Annotated in this window: 18 protein-coding genes and 1 pseudogene; 15 read left to right on the forward strand and 4 right to left on the reverse strand. The window is 35.5% G+C overall.

Going from position 1 to position 16,016, the window contains the following annotated elements; all coding sequences use genetic code 11:
* Nucleotides 1-31: 31 nt before the first annotated feature.
* The 8 genes and pseudogenes from MKX73_RS15650 (at nucleotide 32) to MKX73_RS15685 (ending at nucleotide 5,441) form a co-directional block, all read left to right on the forward strand.
* Nucleotides 32-694, forward strand: a complete 663-nt coding sequence (locus MKX73_RS15650) for a nitrous oxide reductase accessory protein NosL (RefSeq protein WP_340718258.1) — start codon at nucleotides 32-34, stop codon at nucleotides 692-694.
* Nucleotides 695-699: 5 nt separating this feature from the next.
* Nucleotides 700-2,031: a right-handed parallel beta-helix repeat-containing protein gene (locus MKX73_RS15655; RefSeq protein WP_340718259.1), complete on the forward strand. Its 1,332-nt coding sequence runs from the start codon at nucleotides 700-702 to the stop codon at nucleotides 2,029-2,031.
* Entirely contained in the window at nucleotides 2,028-2,486 is a 459-nt protein-coding gene (locus tag MKX73_RS15660) for a nitrous oxide reductase accessory protein NosL (RefSeq protein WP_340718260.1), read from the forward strand. The genes MKX73_RS15655 and MKX73_RS15660 overlap by 4 nt, the downstream gene beginning before the upstream one ends.
* Nucleotides 2,483-3,295, forward strand: a complete 813-nt coding sequence (locus tag MKX73_RS15665; RefSeq protein ID WP_340718261.1) for an ABC transporter permease — start codon at nucleotides 2,483-2,485, stop codon at nucleotides 3,293-3,295. Before MKX73_RS15660 ends, MKX73_RS15665 begins: the two co-directional genes overlap by 4 nt.
* Nucleotides 3,292-3,978, forward strand: a complete 687-nt coding sequence (locus MKX73_RS15670) for an ABC transporter ATP-binding protein (protein ID WP_340718262.1) — start codon at nucleotides 3,292-3,294, stop codon at nucleotides 3,976-3,978. Before MKX73_RS15665 ends, MKX73_RS15670 begins: the two co-directional genes overlap by 4 nt.
* Nucleotides 3,975-4,499: a peroxiredoxin family protein gene (locus MKX73_RS15675; RefSeq protein ID WP_340718263.1), complete on the forward strand. Its 525-nt coding sequence runs from the start codon at nucleotides 3,975-3,977 to the stop codon at nucleotides 4,497-4,499. Before MKX73_RS15670 ends, MKX73_RS15675 begins: the two co-directional genes overlap by 4 nt.
* Nucleotides 4,500-4,581: 82 nt before the next feature.
* Nucleotides 4,582-4,768 (forward strand): annotated as a pseudogene (locus tag MKX73_RS15680) (ArsB/NhaD family transporter); the annotation flags it as partial.
* 283 nt (nucleotides 4,769-5,051) lie between these two features.
* Nucleotides 5,052-5,441: a DUF302 domain-containing protein gene (locus tag MKX73_RS15685; RefSeq protein WP_340718264.1), complete on the forward strand. Its 390-nt coding sequence runs from the start codon at nucleotides 5,052-5,054 to the stop codon at nucleotides 5,439-5,441.
* Nucleotides 5,442-5,671: 230 nt separating this feature from the next.
* Here MKX73_RS15685 and cydC read toward each other — a convergent pair whose 3' ends face one another.
* A complete protein-coding gene (gene cydC, locus MKX73_RS15690; RefSeq protein ID WP_340718265.1) occupies nucleotides 5,672-7,348 on the reverse strand; it encodes a thiol reductant ABC exporter subunit CydC in 1,677 nt (558 codons plus the stop codon).
* Nucleotides 7,332-9,047 carry a thiol reductant ABC exporter subunit CydD gene (cydD, locus tag MKX73_RS15695; protein ID WP_340718266.1) on the reverse strand — a complete coding sequence of 572 codons (1,716 nt, stop codon included), beginning with the start codon at nucleotides 9,045-9,047 and terminating at the stop codon, nucleotides 7,332-7,334. The genes cydC and cydD overlap by 17 nt, the downstream gene beginning before the upstream one ends.
* Nucleotides 9,048-9,385: 338 nt before the next feature.
* On the opposite strand from cydD, the gene MKX73_RS15700 reads away from it, so the two are divergent.
* The 6 genes from MKX73_RS15700 (at nucleotide 9,386) to MKX73_RS15720 (ending at nucleotide 13,112) form a co-directional block, all read left to right on the forward strand.
* The gene (locus tag MKX73_RS15700) at nucleotides 9,386-10,726 is read left to right on the forward strand and encodes a cytochrome ubiquinol oxidase subunit I (protein ID WP_340718267.1); all 1,341 of its coding nucleotides are present in this window, start codon (nucleotides 9,386-9,388) and stop codon (nucleotides 10,724-10,726) included.
* On the forward strand, nucleotides 10,717-11,745 hold the full coding sequence (locus tag MKX73_RS15705) for a cytochrome d ubiquinol oxidase subunit II (protein ID WP_340718268.1): 1,029 nt from the start codon (nucleotides 10,717-10,719) through the stop codon (nucleotides 11,743-11,745). The genes MKX73_RS15700 and MKX73_RS15705 overlap by 10 nt, the downstream gene beginning before the upstream one ends.
* Nucleotides 11,746-11,757: 12 nt before the next feature.
* The gene (gene cydS / locus MKX73_RS19895) at nucleotides 11,758-11,850 is read left to right on the forward strand and encodes a cytochrome bd oxidase small subunit CydS (RefSeq protein ID WP_445326859.1); all 93 of its coding nucleotides are present in this window, start codon (nucleotides 11,758-11,760) and stop codon (nucleotides 11,848-11,850) included.
* Nucleotides 11,851-11,977: 127 nt separating this feature from the next.
* Complete coding sequence (locus tag MKX73_RS15710; RefSeq protein WP_340718269.1) at nucleotides 11,978-12,166, forward strand: hypothetical protein; 189 nt, start codon at nucleotides 11,978-11,980, stop codon at nucleotides 12,164-12,166.
* Between the two features lie 12 nt (nucleotides 12,167-12,178).
* Complete coding sequence (locus MKX73_RS15715; protein ID WP_340718270.1) at nucleotides 12,179-12,439, forward strand: spore coat protein; 261 nt, start codon at nucleotides 12,179-12,181, stop codon at nucleotides 12,437-12,439.
* Between the two features lie 121 nt (nucleotides 12,440-12,560).
* Nucleotides 12,561-13,112: a cupin domain-containing protein gene (locus MKX73_RS15720; protein WP_340718271.1), complete on the forward strand. Its 552-nt coding sequence runs from the start codon at nucleotides 12,561-12,563 to the stop codon at nucleotides 13,110-13,112.
* Between the two features lie 207 nt (nucleotides 13,113-13,319).
* Here the strand turns inward: MKX73_RS15720 and MKX73_RS15725 are convergent, their stop codons facing one another.
* On the reverse strand, nucleotides 13,320-13,991 hold the full coding sequence (locus tag MKX73_RS15725) for an exosporium glycoprotein BclB-related protein (RefSeq protein ID WP_340718272.1): 672 nt from the start codon (nucleotides 13,989-13,991) through the stop codon (nucleotides 13,320-13,322).
* Nucleotides 13,992-14,484: 493 nt separating this feature from the next.
* Between MKX73_RS15725 and MKX73_RS15730 the strand changes: the two genes are divergently transcribed.
* The gene (locus tag MKX73_RS15730) at nucleotides 14,485-14,817 is read left to right on the forward strand and encodes an STAS domain-containing protein (RefSeq protein WP_340718273.1); all 333 of its coding nucleotides are present in this window, start codon (nucleotides 14,485-14,487) and stop codon (nucleotides 14,815-14,817) included.
* A gap of 192 nt (nucleotides 14,818-15,009) precedes the next feature.
* On the opposite strand, the gene lgt is transcribed toward MKX73_RS15730, so the two are convergent.
* Nucleotides 15,010-15,828, reverse strand: a complete 819-nt coding sequence (lgt, locus tag MKX73_RS15735) for a prolipoprotein diacylglyceryl transferase (RefSeq protein ID WP_340718274.1) — start codon at nucleotides 15,826-15,828, stop codon at nucleotides 15,010-15,012.
* Nucleotides 15,829-16,016: the final 188 nt, after the last annotated feature.

The following is a 16,016-nucleotide window of genomic DNA, read 5'->3' on the forward strand; positions in this document are numbered from 1 at the left end:
TTTGTAAAACTATCCATGTCGGAGGGGAATTATGAAAAAACTATTGTTTGCAGCACCTTTAGCACTCACTTTATATGCTTGTGGTGATGAGGAAGTGAAGGGAAGTGGTGAAAAAGCAGAGGTTTCACAAGAATCCCTAGAAGAGAAGAAGGTTTCGGTATCTGAACAAGCAGAATGGACTGTAGATGAGCGTTTACAAGAGCCAACAGAGGATACAACGTGTTATATGTGCAATATGAAAGTGTATACACGAGATCATGAACAAGGTGTCTTTTCTGCACAAGCTGTACATGAAAATGGCGAAGTGGTTTTCTATGATGATATTGGCTGTTTATTAAACGATGAGTATGTCAATAAAGTAGAGAATGAAAAATTTGTACGTGATTATCATACGCTAAACTGGTTTAACGTTGAAGAAGCATTTGCTGTAAAGACTGATATGAAATCACCAATGAACTGGGGCTACATTTTCTTTAAGTTTGAAGAAGATGCGGAAAACTACATTGCTGAGAACGAGCATGCTGCTATGGCAACAATTGATGAAATCAGAACGCAAGCAATCGAACGTCATAAGAAAAAGCAAATGAAAAATGGCGAAGAGCATAGTCATGGAGAGAATAACGATCATTCGAATGAAGAAAATAATACTAATGGTCACCAAGAAAATATGTCTTCAGATGAATCGAGCGAGTGATGACAATGAAAAACTGGATCATTGCCACTGTTTGTGGCGTACTAGTAGGTATTCTTACACCGATTGTTGCAGAAGCAAGTTCGGAGCATCAGCATGAATCACCTAGCTTTGTGCAACCGAAAAAACCGTTAAAGGGTGAAAAAAGCCAGTTGCAAAAATTAATAGATCGTACGGAACCAGGGGGCACGCTTTTCTTAGAAAAGCGTGTTTATCGTGGTTCTTTATCGATTACAAAGCCCATCACTATTATTGGAATGGACGATACTAAGATTCACTCACTCACAACGGCATTAACAGTTTCTGATACACAAAATGTCGTGTTGGAGAATATCAGTTTTCAAGCAGAGAATACAGCGATTGTTGTAAGCAATGTACAAAATATTCACTTGAAAAATGTCGGAATAGGCGATTCGATGGCTGGTATACAAATTACGAAAAGTGAAAATATCAGTCTGCACGATGTAGATGTTCTCGGAAAAGAAGGACATTTCTCTTCAAAGGGACACGCTGTTGCAATCTATGAATCGAAGAAAATTACAGCTACAGATAATGATATAGAGCAAGTACTGGACGGATTTTATCTTGAAAGTGTCGAGGACATTCATTTGACGAATAATAGTATCAAAAATAGTCGTTATGCCATGCATATGATGTATAGCAATCATATCGAGTTAGCCAATAATAACCTATTTAATAATATGACTGGCTTTATGGTGATGATTGCAAAGGATGTACAGATTTCCGATAATATGGTAGCAAAAAATAATATGCTCAACAGTTTAGGAGTTTACGTATATGACGTTGAGAATGTGCTATTTGAAGACAATGAATTAAGGGAAAATACGACGGCGATGGATATACAAAATGCTCGTGATATCACAGTTGAGAAGAATGTCTTTTTAGTAAATGGTACTGTTTTACATGTACAGCGCTCACAAGAATTATTCGTTCAACAAAATGAATTTCATGGCAATATTTTAACTGTTCGTACAGATCAGCAAGGTTTCAGCTTAAAAAGGAATTATTATGACGATTATGAAGGAAAAGATTATAACGGGGATCAGATAGGGGATACCCAATATATAGCGACGAATTCATTCGGTCAATGGATGGTACGTAAACCCGTTTATCAATACTTTATGGAATCCCCCAGTGTTGTGACTTTAAATATGATGGATACAGAAGTAACGGAAAACAATACACAAGTTGTTGTAGATGAATACCCTATCATTTTAAAGAAGCCGTTTAGTTTGGAGATAGATATTCATATTTGGCAGTTGCTTATTAGCAGTATCCTTTTAATAAGCATGTTGATTATAAGGAGAAGATTAAAATGAAATTATTTAAATGGATTGGGTTTACGATATCGGTTTTCATTTTAGCAGCATGTAGTGAACAAACGTATGAGCCGAGAGAAATTAACGCAGAGGCAGATGTTTGCTATATGTGCAATATGAGTATTACACATGTGGATTATGCAGCACAGATTGTATTGAAAAATGGTGATCATGTCGCCTTTGATGATTTAGGTTGCTTAATGGAATATGTATTGGAACAGGGGAAAGAGAAAATAGGTGCAGGCTTTATTCGAGATACTAATTCTTCTAAATGGTTGAATATTGAAGAAGCCATTTATGTGTATTCTAAAGAATATTGGACGCCTATGAATTATGGGGTACTCGCCTTTAATTCACAAGAGGAAGCAAACGATTATATAAAAGCGCAGCCAGGCGAAATTGTTCCTTACGAAGAGCTTCTTACATTTAATTGGGGAGTACATGAGCACGAATGAGCATGCAAATGATTTTATTGGAATGTAAGCAGCTTTTACGTAGTAGATGGATACAGATTGTAACAATTTTATTTGCAATTGTATTTACTGCGATTTTAATGATTCAACATTTAGCTTTACCGGAAACGGAGGGCTTTACCCGTCAAACCGCCTCTTTACTTAATATTTTGCTGTTTTTGTTGCCGCTGTTTATGTTAACGATTGGCAGTATGAATATAGCGAGTGATCAAGAATCAGGCTGGTTGGGATTACTTCGAACATATCCTTTAACAATGGGACAGTATGTGTTGACAAAATATATAGCACTCTGCATAGTTTTCGCGGGAGTAGTCCTGTTTGTGTTTGCTGTGGCTTTTCTAGTGGGAAGTTTCTTTGGCGGGCTGAAGCTACCTCTATTTGCAATAGGTATTACAGCTTTGATTTTGCTCATATTTAATGCGGTGAGTATATTAGTAGGAACGATGGCAAAAAGTCGCTTGCATGCACTTGCAATGGGGTTAGGGGTTTGGTCTGTTATAAGTTTATTATTTTCTTATATGGTGATGGCGATCGGTACTGTTACGTCTGAAAACTTTTTACAGAAGCTAGTCATTGCAACGATTCACTTTAATCCACTTGAATGGATTCGTTATGGCTATTTCGTATTTTCCGAGCAAACAGCTGTATTAGGGCCGGCCTTTTATGGAATGTCGAAATTTTATTCTTCTCCACCAGGTTATCTTTTCTTCATCATCATTTCAAGTCTATGGGTCATCATTTCATTAGTTGTGGCGACAATTATTTTGAAGATTCGAGGTAAACGAGTATGACGGTACAACTTCATCATGTTACGAAAGTATTTAAAGGGGAACGAGGGATTTTTGATGTCAATTTCACACTAAAGCCAGGGCATATTACTGCGCTTGTCGGCTCCAATGGGGCAGGAAAAAGTACGATTATTAACATATTAACGAATTTATTGCACCCCGATAATGGAGAGATTATTCGCGAATCCCAAGAAGTAAGATTTATGCCAGATGATATTGAATTTCCTGATACGCTAACAGCTAAGGAGATTATGCACTTTTTAGGGAATTTGAAAAAGGTCCCAGTAAAAAGACAGATAGAATTATTAGATAAAGTAGGCTTATGGGAAGCAAGAAATTTAAAGGTTGGTCAATTCTCAAAAGGAATGCGGCAACGATTGAATTTGGCACAAAGCATAATGGGGGAAAGCCAATTTTATATTTTAGACGAGCCGACAAATGGGTTAGATCCTTTTTGGATTGCCCAATTAAAAGCTATGCTCAAAGAAGAGCGGGACAATCGGCAAATCATCTTATTTTCTACGCATTTACTAAGTTTAGCAGAAGAAATTGCTGATCAAGTTATTCTAATTCATCATGGCCGTATTTTGGCTTCAGGTGATATTAAATACTTATTACAAGAGGGTAAATGCCACACACTTGAGCAACTATGGCTACAAATAACAAAACAAGAGGTAGAGCGATGAAAAAGTGGTTTACGATTATTTTCGTTGTATCTGTTATGTTGTTTATATGCTGGGAACTTGTTGGAACCATAAAGGAATCGCAAGAACATGTTCCAGTTCGAGTGGAAAATATGATGCAAGCCACAGATTTTAAACTTCCAACGTTTGATGGGAAAAAAATTTCACTTCAAGAGCAACATGGGAAAATTGTTATTTTAAATTTTTGGGCTTCGTGGTGTGAGCCTTGCAGAATTGAAATGCCCCATTTTCAAACATTCTATGAAGAATATAATCAAGACATTGAAATTTTAGCTGTGAATGTTACAAGAAAAGACAAGATGAAAAATGTAGGAGCGTTTGTGGATGAGTATGATTTAACGTTTCCAATCTTACTAGACACATCTGGAGAGATTAGTACGATCTATGGTGCTTTTGCACTTCCAGCGACAATTATAATTGACCGAGAAGGAAATATTGCTCGTGAAATCTTAGGCCCAATGGATGAAGCTTTATTACTTAAATATGTAGAACCCTTATTATAAGTAAAGATCTAAATATATGGAAAGGATGTTTGAAAGAGTTATAAGTTTCAAACATCCTTTTATATTTTGATAAGTTTATTGGGCATTACATCTGGCACGTGTTGCAATGGGAATGGCATAAAAATGTTTGTGTATATTAGTTTGATCGGAGCTGCCGTTGCTGCATTAATTTCGAATGGCTGAGCTGAACTGTTCTTAACGCCAATTGTTTAGCGAAAAATGATTTTCCAGTTTATTTGGCGAGGGGTTATATTGATGGTACAACGAGCTAACCTTTTACCGTGAGTAACTTAGTCAATATCATATCGGCAGACATGATTGGGGAATAGCTTTTTCTATCTGGCAACGGTCATTATAATTGTTGCGGGTTTAATTGCAGCACCAATTGGGGTAAAAATAAGCAAAAAGATGGACACAAAAGTATTACAAGGAATACTAGCTGTTCTAATAAAGCAACTGCTTTAAAGAAATGGATAGATTTTTTAAAATTATCCAAACTAAATAATCAAATTATAATCTGATTAAATTATAATTCAAAATAGGGGGATATATATGGATTTTCATTTTACAGTAAATAGTGATAAATCAATTGATGAAGCGATTACATCTATAGAACAAAATCTTAAAGAAAATAAGTTTGGGGTTCTTTGGCAACTTAACTTGACTGAAACTTTGCTGAAAAAAGGCGTAGACAGCTATAAAAAGCCTTACCGAATTCTAGAAGTTTGCAATCCATTAGAAGCGGCACGAGTAATAGAGCATAATCCTTTAGTGGGTTACTTCTTACCTTGTAAAATTACCGTTTATGAAGAAGAAGGAAAAACCAAAATTGGACTTCCTAAACCAACTGCTATGATAGGTTTATTAAATGATACTGAATTAATTGCAATAGCAGAAAAAATTGAAAAAATCCTCATAGATGTATTAGAAAAAAGTAAATAATGAATTACCGGACAAGAATGTATGAAATAATGCATTCTTGTTTTTTCATTTTATTTAAGGATTACGGGTAATACTTATACAAGAATCACACCTAGGACTATCAATTGAATAATATTCTTTTTAAAAAAGGACAAAACATATTAGTCACTAAACTATGTTTTGTCCTAAAATTTGTTTATTTTGGTAGGTACAAATAATAGCTAAGATCTTGCTTTTACTGATTATCCAAACTACCTATTGTTGAATTGTTTTTGGTACATGGCGAAGTAAAGCCCCTGCTGACTGATTAACTCCGCATGTTTTCCTGCTTCGACTAATCTTCCGTTTTGCATGACAAAAATACAATCGAACTTGTCTAACTCTATTAACTTATGTGTCACGAGTATAAGTATCTTATTTGTTGATTCATTTAACAACGTTTGAAACAATTTTCTTTCTGTTTGAATATCTAAACTTGTAAATGGCTCATCTAAAACCAAAAGCGGGCTATCTTTTAATAAAAAACGAGCAAAAGCTAGACGTTGCTTTTCACCACCGGATAAATTCTCGCCTTTTTCATATACAACATCCTCTAGTTTTTTGAAGAGACAAGCTTTATTCAATATGAGTTGCATTTTTTCACGTGTTGCCTCTGGTTTCGCTAGTTGTAAGTTTGTCTCTATGGTTCCAGAAAAAAAATGGTTGTGCTGTAGCATTATACTTAATTGTTTATAAATTGAGTCAGTATCAAAGCTTGATAAAGGGTACATATCAAATAAAATTTCCCCGTTACTTGGTTCAAATTCATTCATCAATAACTGTAATATTGTTGACTTACCAGATCCACTTGGACCTATAATGGCAATCTTTTGACCGGATTGTACCGATAAGTTTATGTCTTCAATTGCTGGTCGTTCTATATTTGGATAAACATAGGAAACATGATTAAAATGAATTGAATGGATATTGTCTCTAAGTAAAATACCGTTCTGCTTCTCGATTGTTGGTGAGATTTCATTAAGCTCCTGCATGGCCTTTTTTGTATGTCTCACATAGTTAGGAGCCATTGCGAGGGGAATTGCAGACTCAAAAACCGTTAAAGAAACAAGAACAATCATCGCTAAATAAACTCCATCTAGTTGCTTCGTTGAAGTTAAATAAGCACCAATGAACAGAATCAAAAAGGTCGTAAATAGGGCAACAAGTTGATTCCCTAAAAATGCTGATTGTTCTTGATCCAATTCTTTTTGTTTTGCTTTTGCGAACTGCTTATTCCACTGTAATAAAGTTTGTTTTTTAGCTTCTAGCTGATTATGCAAGACTAAATCACGATAACCATAAAAATATTCCGTACCCTCTATTGTCATCATTTTTTTATCTTCAGTTGCTGTTTTATGCGGAATACGGAGTAATATATACGGCACGATAAGACTTGTTAAAACAATGCCTAATAGTAAACAAAGCGCAATCCAAGTTGAAAAGAAAAGCATAAATAAACATGTTGTAAAAAAGACAATGCCTGTCACAAACGGTGGGTATAATACACGTAAAAAAAAATTTTGTACAGTCTCCACATTTGTTGTAACTCTGGTTAGTAAATCACCACTTTTATAAGTGTTTAATAAATGCGCTTTAGGTAGCAGTTTATTAAAAAATAGCATTCGAATTTTACTGATGAAACGAAATGTTACACGATGTGTAATCAAGCGCTCGGTGTATTTACTAATTGATTTTGTTACACCAAATAGTTTTAAAAAGGCGGTTAGGATTAAAATGATATAAAAGGGTGGTAATAGCGCGGCTTTAGAAATAAGAAGCCCACTTTGTGCAAAAAGCGCAACTGCTGTTAAACCACCAATTGTTCCACATAACAGTGCTAGTAACACATCTTTCTTATCTGTCCAAATGAACTCAACTAATGATTTCATCGATAAATCCTCCCTTCATCATCTTTTGATAAAATGGATGTTGGACTAGTTCACCTTGTGTACCATAAGCAGCAATTTGTCCGTTTTCAACGATATAGATAACATCTGCAAAGCGAATACTTTTATATTGATGTGCGGCAATAATGACGGTTGCAAATTCACTTAATACTTGAATGGAATGTGTTAATAGTTGTTCTGTTAACACATCAAGTCCAGCTGTTGGTTCATCAAAAAATACAATGTGTCCCTTTTTTAAAAAGGCACGCGCAATGGCAACGCGTTGCTTTTCACCACCTGATAAGCCAAGTCCCCCTTCGCCAAGCGCAATGTCCAATCCTTGTGGAATCATTGAGAGCCAGTCCATAAGTTGGGCATCCTTCAATGCTCTTAAAATTTCTGCGTCACTATACGGCAGCCCCATACAAATATTGTCTCGCAACGTACCAGAGAATATATAAGGATGTTGTGAAATGTAGCTTACCTGAGCATACCAGTCCGATTCCTTATAGATTGCACGCGGCTGATCATTTAACATAACGGAACCTTGGTCAATTTCAATCAAACTTGAAAGCATATTTAAAATTGTACTTTTCCCATGTCCAGTTTGACCGATGAAAGCAACGGTTTTTCTAGGAGATATTGTACAAGATATAGGTCCAATGGTCGTCCCGTTTGCATAGCTGTAAACGGCTTGATTTAATGCTATTTTGGGCTGCGTTGGTAAGCTATTGGTACCCCATTGAACAGGGGCTGTTTTTTCAGTAAGTTGCTGTTCGATTAAATTTGCCGCACCAAGGCTTCCTCGTCCTGTATGAAAGGCACTGCCTAATTCCTTCAATGAATTATAATACTCAGGTGCAAGTGTCAAAATGAAAAAGGCTGGTGCAAATGCGAGCGTTTGAAAGACAATCATTTGAAAGCCAATCTCGAGTGCAATTAAGCCAATACCTAATGTGGCAATTAGTTCAATAAATAATGTCGATGCAAACGCAATTTTTAATACGCTTAATGTACGTTTCATAAAGCCTTCATTACTGGTAGCTAGCACTTGTTCCTGTTGTTTACTTTGTCCAAATAATCGGATGGTTTGCAGGCCCTGTAGTAAATCGAGAAATTTCCCTGAAAAACGATTTAAAGCCTCTAGTTGTTCTTCTGATTTTTTCTTTGTTTGCATGCCAATAATAATATACGTAATCGGCACAAACGGGGCAGTAATGAGCATAATCCAACCACTATTAGGATGAATATAAAAGACAGTGGCTAATATCATTATTGGCACAATGATTGTTTTAATTACTTGCGGAATGTATTCACGATAATAGCTTTCTAATTGTTCAACTGTATCCACAAAAAGTGTCACTCTTTCACCAGTTTTATGTTGAATGTGCTTCTCTAAAGAAGATTCAGACCACTTCGCTAAAAGCTCATGTCGAACAGCTATTTTCACGCTCGCTGCAAATATGCCACCGATTTTGCCAATCCCAAATTGAGAAAGCAATCTTCCGATCATTGATAAAAATAAGTAACCAAAAGACGGAAACGTATCCTGGAACGGTACGTGTTCGATAAACACGTCATTAACAATTGTTACAATGCTTAAGGCTTGTAATATGATACTTGCGCCAGTTATCCCGGAAATAAGAATGAGAAGTAATAATAGCAACTTATTTTTATTTGTAAGTTGTTGTAAAAAATGCATAAGATTCGCTCCTTTCGCACATCAGCTATTTATACGAATACTAAAACAGGCGAAGTAGAATATTTACTAGTGTTACGTGATTAGGATAAATTTAAACGCGTACAATAAGCGGGAATTATGAAAAAGAAGATTCGAACATTAATCGAAGCATCTCACCGTTTTATAATGAAAAACCTTTTAAATTTGCACTAGAAGAAAATTAAATTGATTAAATATTCTATACGAGGTGAATAACTATGCCTAAGAAAAAAGCAATATTTGTGACGAGCTCTCGTTATCAACCATCGTAATGATTTATGTTATAACCGCAATTTTTTTGGATGTTAGGAGGAATTGAGATGGAAGGCTCCTCGGTATTTTGGAGTAGGGCATTAACAGAATTAACTTTATCATTCCATATTATCTATGCAACGCTTGGTGTTGGAGTACCGCTAATGATTTTGATTGCACAATATGTCGGTTATAAAAAGAATGATATACATTACACGTTAATGGCACGGAGGTGGGCAAGGGGATATACGATTACTGTTGCTGTAGGTGTTGTAACAGGAACCATCATCGGCTTGCAATTATCATTATTATGGCCACAATTTATGGAACTTGCTGGAAAGGTTATTGCACTCCCATTATTTATGGAGACCTTTGCCTTTTTCTTTGAAGCTATTTTCTTAGGCATATATTTATATACATGGGATCGCTTTAAAAATCCAAAGCATCATATGCTATTACTCATTCCAGTAGCGCTGGGTTCAGCAATGTCTGCCATATTTATTACAATTGTAAATGCATTTATGAACTCACCTCGGGGCTTTGACATAGTCAATGGCGAATTGATTAATATTCAACCACTATTAGCAATGTTTACCCCCGCAATGCCTACTAAAATTGCACATGTATTAGTTTCTGGTTTTATGACGGTAGCCTTCGTATTAGCTGCAATTGCTGCTTACAAATTATTAAAAGGTGAAAACGAAATTTATCATAAAAAAGCCTTATCATTACTCATGAAGCTTGGTATTATTTTTTCGCTTGCTACAGCATTGGTAGGTGATTTTTCGGCCAAGTATTTAGCAGAATATCAGCCTGAGAAATTAGCGGCAGCGGAATGGCATTTTGAAACGACAGAAGGAGCGGATTTAATATTTTTCGGTATATTAGATGAAGAAGATGTAAAATATCAAATTCGCATTCCCAAATTACTAAGCTTTTTAGCATTTAGTAATTTTAAATCGGAAGTGATCGGTTTGGAAGAATATCCGGAGGAAGATCGGCCTCCACTGTATATTCACTATTTCTTCGATACAATGGTTACCATTGGAGTTTTACTGATTCTTTTATCCCTTGCTTTTGTTATTGGTAGATGGGGGAAATGGAAATGGATCCATTCCCGTTTGTTTAGATGGTTGATTGTACTAAGTGGACCTTTATCAATAATTGCTATTGAAGCAGGGTGGTGGCTTGCCGAACAAGGACGTCAACCATGGATTTTATACGGTATTATGCGTACTGAAGAAGGCGCGACAACAGCAACAGGCGTCGAATGGTTATTTATTGTTTTTGCGATTGTTTATTTAATTTTAGGAATAGGCAGTATTGTGGTATTAAATCGTATGTTTAAAAATAATCCTGCAGAGAAAGAATTGGCTGCACGTAAAGGTGGTGCAAAGTCATGGACATAGAAATTTTAGGGATTTCTGTACTATGGATTTTTCTATTTGGATATGTAATTATCGCTTCCATAGATTTTGGTGCGGGATTTTTCAATGCTTACAGTTTAATCACGAAGAAAAACCATATTCTCTCTAAAGTTATTAAACGTTATTTATCCCCCGTATGGGAAATTACCAATGTATTTTTAGTATTTTTCTTTGTCGGAATCGTTGGGTTCTTCCCACAAACAGCTTACTATTATGGGACTATTCTATTAGTACCTGCATCCGTTGCGCTTATTTTACTGGCGATACGAGGAAGTTATTATGCGTTTGAATCCTACAGCACTTTACGTGGACATAAAGGCTATGCATTTGCTTATGGAATCGCCGGTCTTTTCATCCCTGCAGCCTTTTCGGTTATTTTAACGATTTCTGAGGGAGGCTTTGTGACGATCCAAGATGCAGGTCCTAAATTAGATTATCCTGCATTATTCACTAGTACATTATCTTGGTCGATTGTCGCGTTAAGTGTTACAGCAGTACTCTATATATCAGCAGTATTTTTAACGTGGTATGCCAAAAAAGCAGGGGACTCAGATGCAAGCGATTTAATGCGTAAATATGCACTTATTTGGGGGATTCCATTAATTGTTAGTGCCATTGGTATTATTCTTGAATTTAGAGCTGAAAAACACTGGCATTATGAAAATATGTTAGATATATCTTGGTTATTTATTATTTCAGGTACTCTCTTCTTAGCAACGTATTGGCTTTTATGGAGAAAAGCGAAATACGGCTTAGCCGTCATTTTGTTAATACTACAATTTGCGGCTGCATTTTTTGCATATGGATTTTCGCATTATCCATATTTGTTGTATCCGCATTTAACCATTCATGATAGTTTTACAAATCAAGCCATGGCAATTTCACTTGTTGTTGTCTTCATTGCAGGGTTATGTTTGTTAATCCCTTCACTATATTTAGTTTTCAAGCTTTTTATTTTTAATAAAGGCTATCTTTCAGGTGATGATGAAACGCATGTATGAGGAGATGTGGAAATGGAAGCATTTTTAATAACTTATGCACCGATTATTGTTGTGATCATATCCGTTTTTGCTGCATTTTTCGTTGCAGCAAAAACGGAGTTATAAAGTACCTAACTGGAGGATTGAATCCTTTGTTTAGGAAAATATGTCGTTTTCATGTGTTAAGTTGTTAGTCAAGTATTGTATAAATTTTTAATAAAGGTGAATTATTAATGTAAAGGAGGAATTAACAGTGAATCATAACTTAACTGAACTAGAAGTTGAGCATTTACGTAGTTTAATTGGTGGGCATGGAAACGTTGCAAAAAAATTGGAAATGTATGCATCAAGTTGCACAGATACAGATTTAAAAGCACTCTTTGAAAGAGATGCACAAGCTGCTAAGCAAGCACAACAGGATTTAATAACATATTTAAACTAAGGAGGAGTGTAAATGTTTCAAGATAAAGAAATGGTCAATGATTATCTGGCCGGGTTAAATGCAAGCTTAACTGGATATGCCAATATCATCGCACAAACGAATAATGCGGAACTCAGACAAACATTAATCCAATTGCGAAATCAGGATGAATCCCGTCAACGAACTTTATACAGTTATGCCCTTCAAAAAGGATACTATCAACCTGCTGCACCAGCTTCAAAAGAGGTCGTTCAGCAATTGCGAAACCAATTAATGTCTGACATGCAGAACTAATATTTAGTAAGCCGAACTATGTATTCGGCTTTTTTTTTGCCTAAATCGAAATCTATACTTAGAAAACACATTATTAAAAGTTAGCATACAATAGTATATTATTTTCGAAAGGGTTGAAAAAATGTATTATTCCCCATACGGGTATCCATATCAACACCCATATTACAGTATTGCTCCGATGTATCATTATGCTGTGAATACAAATCAATGGAATCCTCAAGGTCCTGTTCTTGTAAATCAAACTAATTCATCTCAAAATAATGGTTTGCCAATCAGTGATTACGGAAAACGTCCTTTTGTTATAAATATTAATGAGGCAGCTAAACAAAACAATACTTATCGTACTGCTTTGTGGACAGGAAATCACCTACAGGCTACATTAATGAGCCTAAATCCAGGTGAAGATATCGGTTTAGAAATGCATCCTGACGTTGACCAATTTTTACGAATCGAACAAGGTCAAGGTGTTACTCAAATGGGTAAAAGTAAAAATCAGTTAGACTTTAGTAGAAATGTTCAGGATGATTCCGCAATTTTTATCCCCGCTGGAACATGGCATAACTTAACGAATACAGGGAATATTCCATTAAGGCTATATTCTATCTATGCACCACCTAATCATCCATTTGGCACGATTCACCGCACCAAGGCAGATGCAATGCATGCTGAGTAAGGGATTTCTTAACTTAATGGTAGCCCCGGAATTGATGGTATAACACCCAGACCTATGGATTCAAAGGTCGGAATTTTTAGTCAACGAAGGGTTGGAAGATGTTAAAAAAGAAAATAATATAAAACACATTCTTTAATAATTTATACTCATGGGAATTCTTGTAGGAAAAGGATATGTTCCAGAAAAAGCATATGAATTGGTAGAAGTTTAAGAAATCGTAATACCTGCTGTTGCAGCACCTGTAAGTACGATAATATCTGTAACACCTGTTCCACTAACAGAAAACACCATTGCTAAACGGTCACCAGCGGATACCGGAATATTTGATAAATTCGCTAATCCTTGGAAGGTAGTACCGACATTAATCGTTCCTGTAAGTACCGGCGTTAAGTTAACAAATGCATTTGTTGCTGTGAATGTGATAATTCCAGCAGGGGCGCGATAAACTTGTGCAGTAATAATAGCCGTTCCTGTAACATCAGCAATAGCTGTTTCTGTAAATGTTGCAGAAATAGCGGTATTAGTTCCTACACGTGGAACAGAAAAAGCTTCTGTTGTACCTGCTACTTCAGTTGGTAAGATAACCGTATTTCCTATTGCAATAGTATCAACAGCACTTCCAAAACCGATTGCAGACACTCCTCTAACTTCTCCAAGTTCTGGAGGTGTAAACGTTACTGTTACTAGTCCAGTTCCTGAAGAAAACGGAATTATGGAACCTATATTTTCAGGAGGACATACTGTACTAGTTGCTCTAAGTGGACCTGATGAAAAACATAGATTTCCACATTTAACCGATAGTTGATTAGAACTAACACTGCACCCTCTATTCATACAATTACACATTCTCTCACCCCCCTTCTTTAATATCCTATTCATAACAATATAAAATTGAAGTGCAGTTATTTATGATTCGCGCCTTACCAACCGCCGGATCATGACGAATGAGACTGCGCTCTTTTTGCAGACTCAAGCGGCATGGGCGGTACCGCGAATCGAATTGTAAGTCAAATTTCGAAAAAGTTATTCGACGCATTCAATCGAGTAATTCAAAAGGATTTAAAGAACTAGTTCAAAATTCAGAAAAACGATACAGGACGATGTTGTAGAGCTTTATGTATTGTATTTAAATCCAAATCGAAAGTGAGAAGGAATAGGCAGTAAGCTATTAGCAGCTATTACAAATGAGCAAATAGAAAAAGCGCTGTAGAACAATGGGTATCTGTTGCTAAAGATAATATGCATAAATTTATGCATATTTTACGCAAAAATAGGGAATCTTGACGAAGGATTTCGCTTTTTTATTCTGAATAAAAGTGTTTTAATAGTTCTTAAGATGGGAAAATATAATGGGACTTAAGGAGGGGAATAAATGAATTTAAGATTACAAAAGCGGGAAGTTGAAGATTTGATACAGGGATTTATTGAAGGTGAAATCGATAGTCATACAGCACCAATATTAAAAGGTGAACTAGAATTAATTGCTTTGTCAGACGGCTTTATTATAGAATTAGATCTTTCCAAAGTAACTTATATGGATAGTAGTGGTCTTGGTGTACTTGTTGCTTTCTATAAGAAAGTAATTAAAGAAAATACTTCCCTAAAATTGTTGAATCCATCTGCAAGAATGGCGAGAATGTTTAATATAACGGGCCTTAGTCAGTTTATGAATATTGAAATAAGAAAAGTCACTAGTGTAGGCTAAAAAAGCAATAACGCTAATGAATTTTAGTAAGAAAGCCAATTCAATTATTAATTCCATCACTGACGATGCTGACATTCTCCCTAACCCACCGTCCCACCCCTAATACATAATCGGGCGCTTTCCTTAATTAATACAACAAAAAAGCTCCTACATTTATGTTTCCTTAATGTAGGGGCTTAGAATTGTTTCTTGCTAAAATTTTTCTTGATATTTAGTAGGTATTTTTATAAAAAATCGACGATAAACAATTAATCCAATTGCTACAATAAGGCTAAGAATCGATACAATTTGTGCTGAACGTAATTCCCCGATTAAATAAAGGCTGTCCGTGCGCATGCCTTCGATATAAAAACGACCAATCGCATACCAAATTAAATATGTTGCAAATACTTCACCCCGATTTAAGTGTTTGCGAATAAGTAAGACAATAATTAACCCGACTAAATTCCATAAAGACTCATATAAAAATGTAGGGTGAACATAACTACTCAAGCTTTCTATATACATCTGGTTAATTAACCAATTAGGTAAGTGTAATGATTCTAAAAATGCTCGACTCACTGGTCCACCATGAGCTTCTTGATTCATGAAGTTACCCCAGCGTCCTATAATTTGTCCAATTAGTAAACTTGGTACTGTAATATCTGCAACTTTGAAAAAGGATATTTTTTTTACTTTACAATAAATAATAGTCGTTAAAATGGCTCCGATTAATCCACCATGGATCGCAATACCACCGTTCCAAATTTCAATTGCTCGCAGAGGATTAGCCGCATATTGATCCCATTCCATTGTAACGTAGTAGATTCGTGCAGAAATAATCGAAATAGGAATAGCCCACATTAAAAAATCTGTATAAAAATCTTTTGGTAAGCCCCGTTTATCAGCTTCTTTATTTGCAACTATGTATCCTAAAAGAATACCTGATGCAATTAAAATACCGTACCAACGAATATCTATAGATCCAATGCTAAAAGCAATAGGATTAATGGTAAGCAATAACAAATTCACGAAAACAAAAACCTCCATTTCATTTAACTAAATAAGAATGACACAATTATGTTTATTTTAACATTAAAATGAAATATAAGTATTACCTCTAGATAAAGTTAGGGGGCATTTCTGCGTGTTTATTCCACAAAACCAGCTAATAGTTGTCAATAATTTTTATTAAAAATAATAAAAATATCATGTTATAC

It is taken from the genome of Solibacillus sp. FSL W7-1436, from assembly GCF_038007305.1.
In the GTDB taxonomy this organism is placed as follows: Bacteria; Bacillota; Bacilli; order Bacillales_A; family Planococcaceae; genus Solibacillus.

What these genes read in the sequence shown, in the direction of transcription:
- MKX73_RS15650 (WP_340718258.1), top strand. Translation starts at nt 32, where the DNA reads ATGAAAAAACTATTGTTTGCAGCACCTTTAGCACTCACTTTATATGCT.
- MKX73_RS15655 (WP_340718259.1), top strand. Translation starts at nt 700, where the DNA reads ATGAAAAACTGGATCATTGCCACTGTTTGTGGCGTACTAGTAGGTATT.
- MKX73_RS15660 (WP_340718260.1), top strand. Translation starts at nt 2,028, where the DNA reads ATGAAATTATTTAAATGGATTGGGTTTACGATATCGGTTTTCATTTTA.
- MKX73_RS15665 (WP_340718261.1), top strand. Translation starts at nt 2,483, where the DNA reads ATGAGCATGCAAATGATTTTATTGGAATGTAAGCAGCTTTTACGTAGT.
- MKX73_RS15670 (WP_340718262.1), top strand. Translation starts at nt 3,292, where the DNA reads ATGACGGTACAACTTCATCATGTTACGAAAGTATTTAAAGGGGAACGA.
- MKX73_RS15675 (WP_340718263.1), top strand. Translation starts at nt 3,975, where the DNA reads ATGAAAAAGTGGTTTACGATTATTTTCGTTGTATCTGTTATGTTGTTT.
- MKX73_RS15685 (WP_340718264.1), top strand. Translation starts at nt 5,052, where the DNA reads ATGGATTTTCATTTTACAGTAAATAGTGATAAATCAATTGATGAAGCG.
- cydC (WP_340718265.1), bottom strand. Translation starts at nt 7,348, where the DNA reads ATGAAATCATTAGTTGAGTTCATTTGGACAGATAAGAAAGATGTGTTA.
- cydD (WP_340718266.1), bottom strand. Translation starts at nt 9,047, where the DNA reads ATGCATTTTTTACAACAACTTACAAATAAAAATAAGTTGCTATTATTA.
- MKX73_RS15700 (WP_340718267.1), top strand. Translation starts at nt 9,386, where the DNA reads ATGGAAGGCTCCTCGGTATTTTGGAGTAGGGCATTAACAGAATTAACT.
- MKX73_RS15705 (WP_340718268.1), top strand. Translation starts at nt 10,717, where the DNA reads ATGGACATAGAAATTTTAGGGATTTCTGTACTATGGATTTTTCTATTT.
- cydS (WP_445326859.1), top strand. Translation starts at nt 11,758, where the DNA reads ATGGAAGCATTTTTAATAACTTATGCACCGATTATTGTTGTGATCATA.
- MKX73_RS15715 (WP_340718270.1), top strand. Translation starts at nt 12,179, where the DNA reads ATGTTTCAAGATAAAGAAATGGTCAATGATTATCTGGCCGGGTTAAAT.
- MKX73_RS15720 (WP_340718271.1), top strand. Translation starts at nt 12,561, where the DNA reads ATGTATTATTCCCCATACGGGTATCCATATCAACACCCATATTACAGT.
- MKX73_RS15725 (WP_340718272.1), bottom strand. Translation starts at nt 13,991, where the DNA reads ATGAATAGGATATTAAAGAAGGGGGGTGAGAGAATGTGTAATTGTATG.
- MKX73_RS15730 (WP_340718273.1), top strand. Translation starts at nt 14,485, where the DNA reads ATGAATTTAAGATTACAAAAGCGGGAAGTTGAAGATTTGATACAGGGA.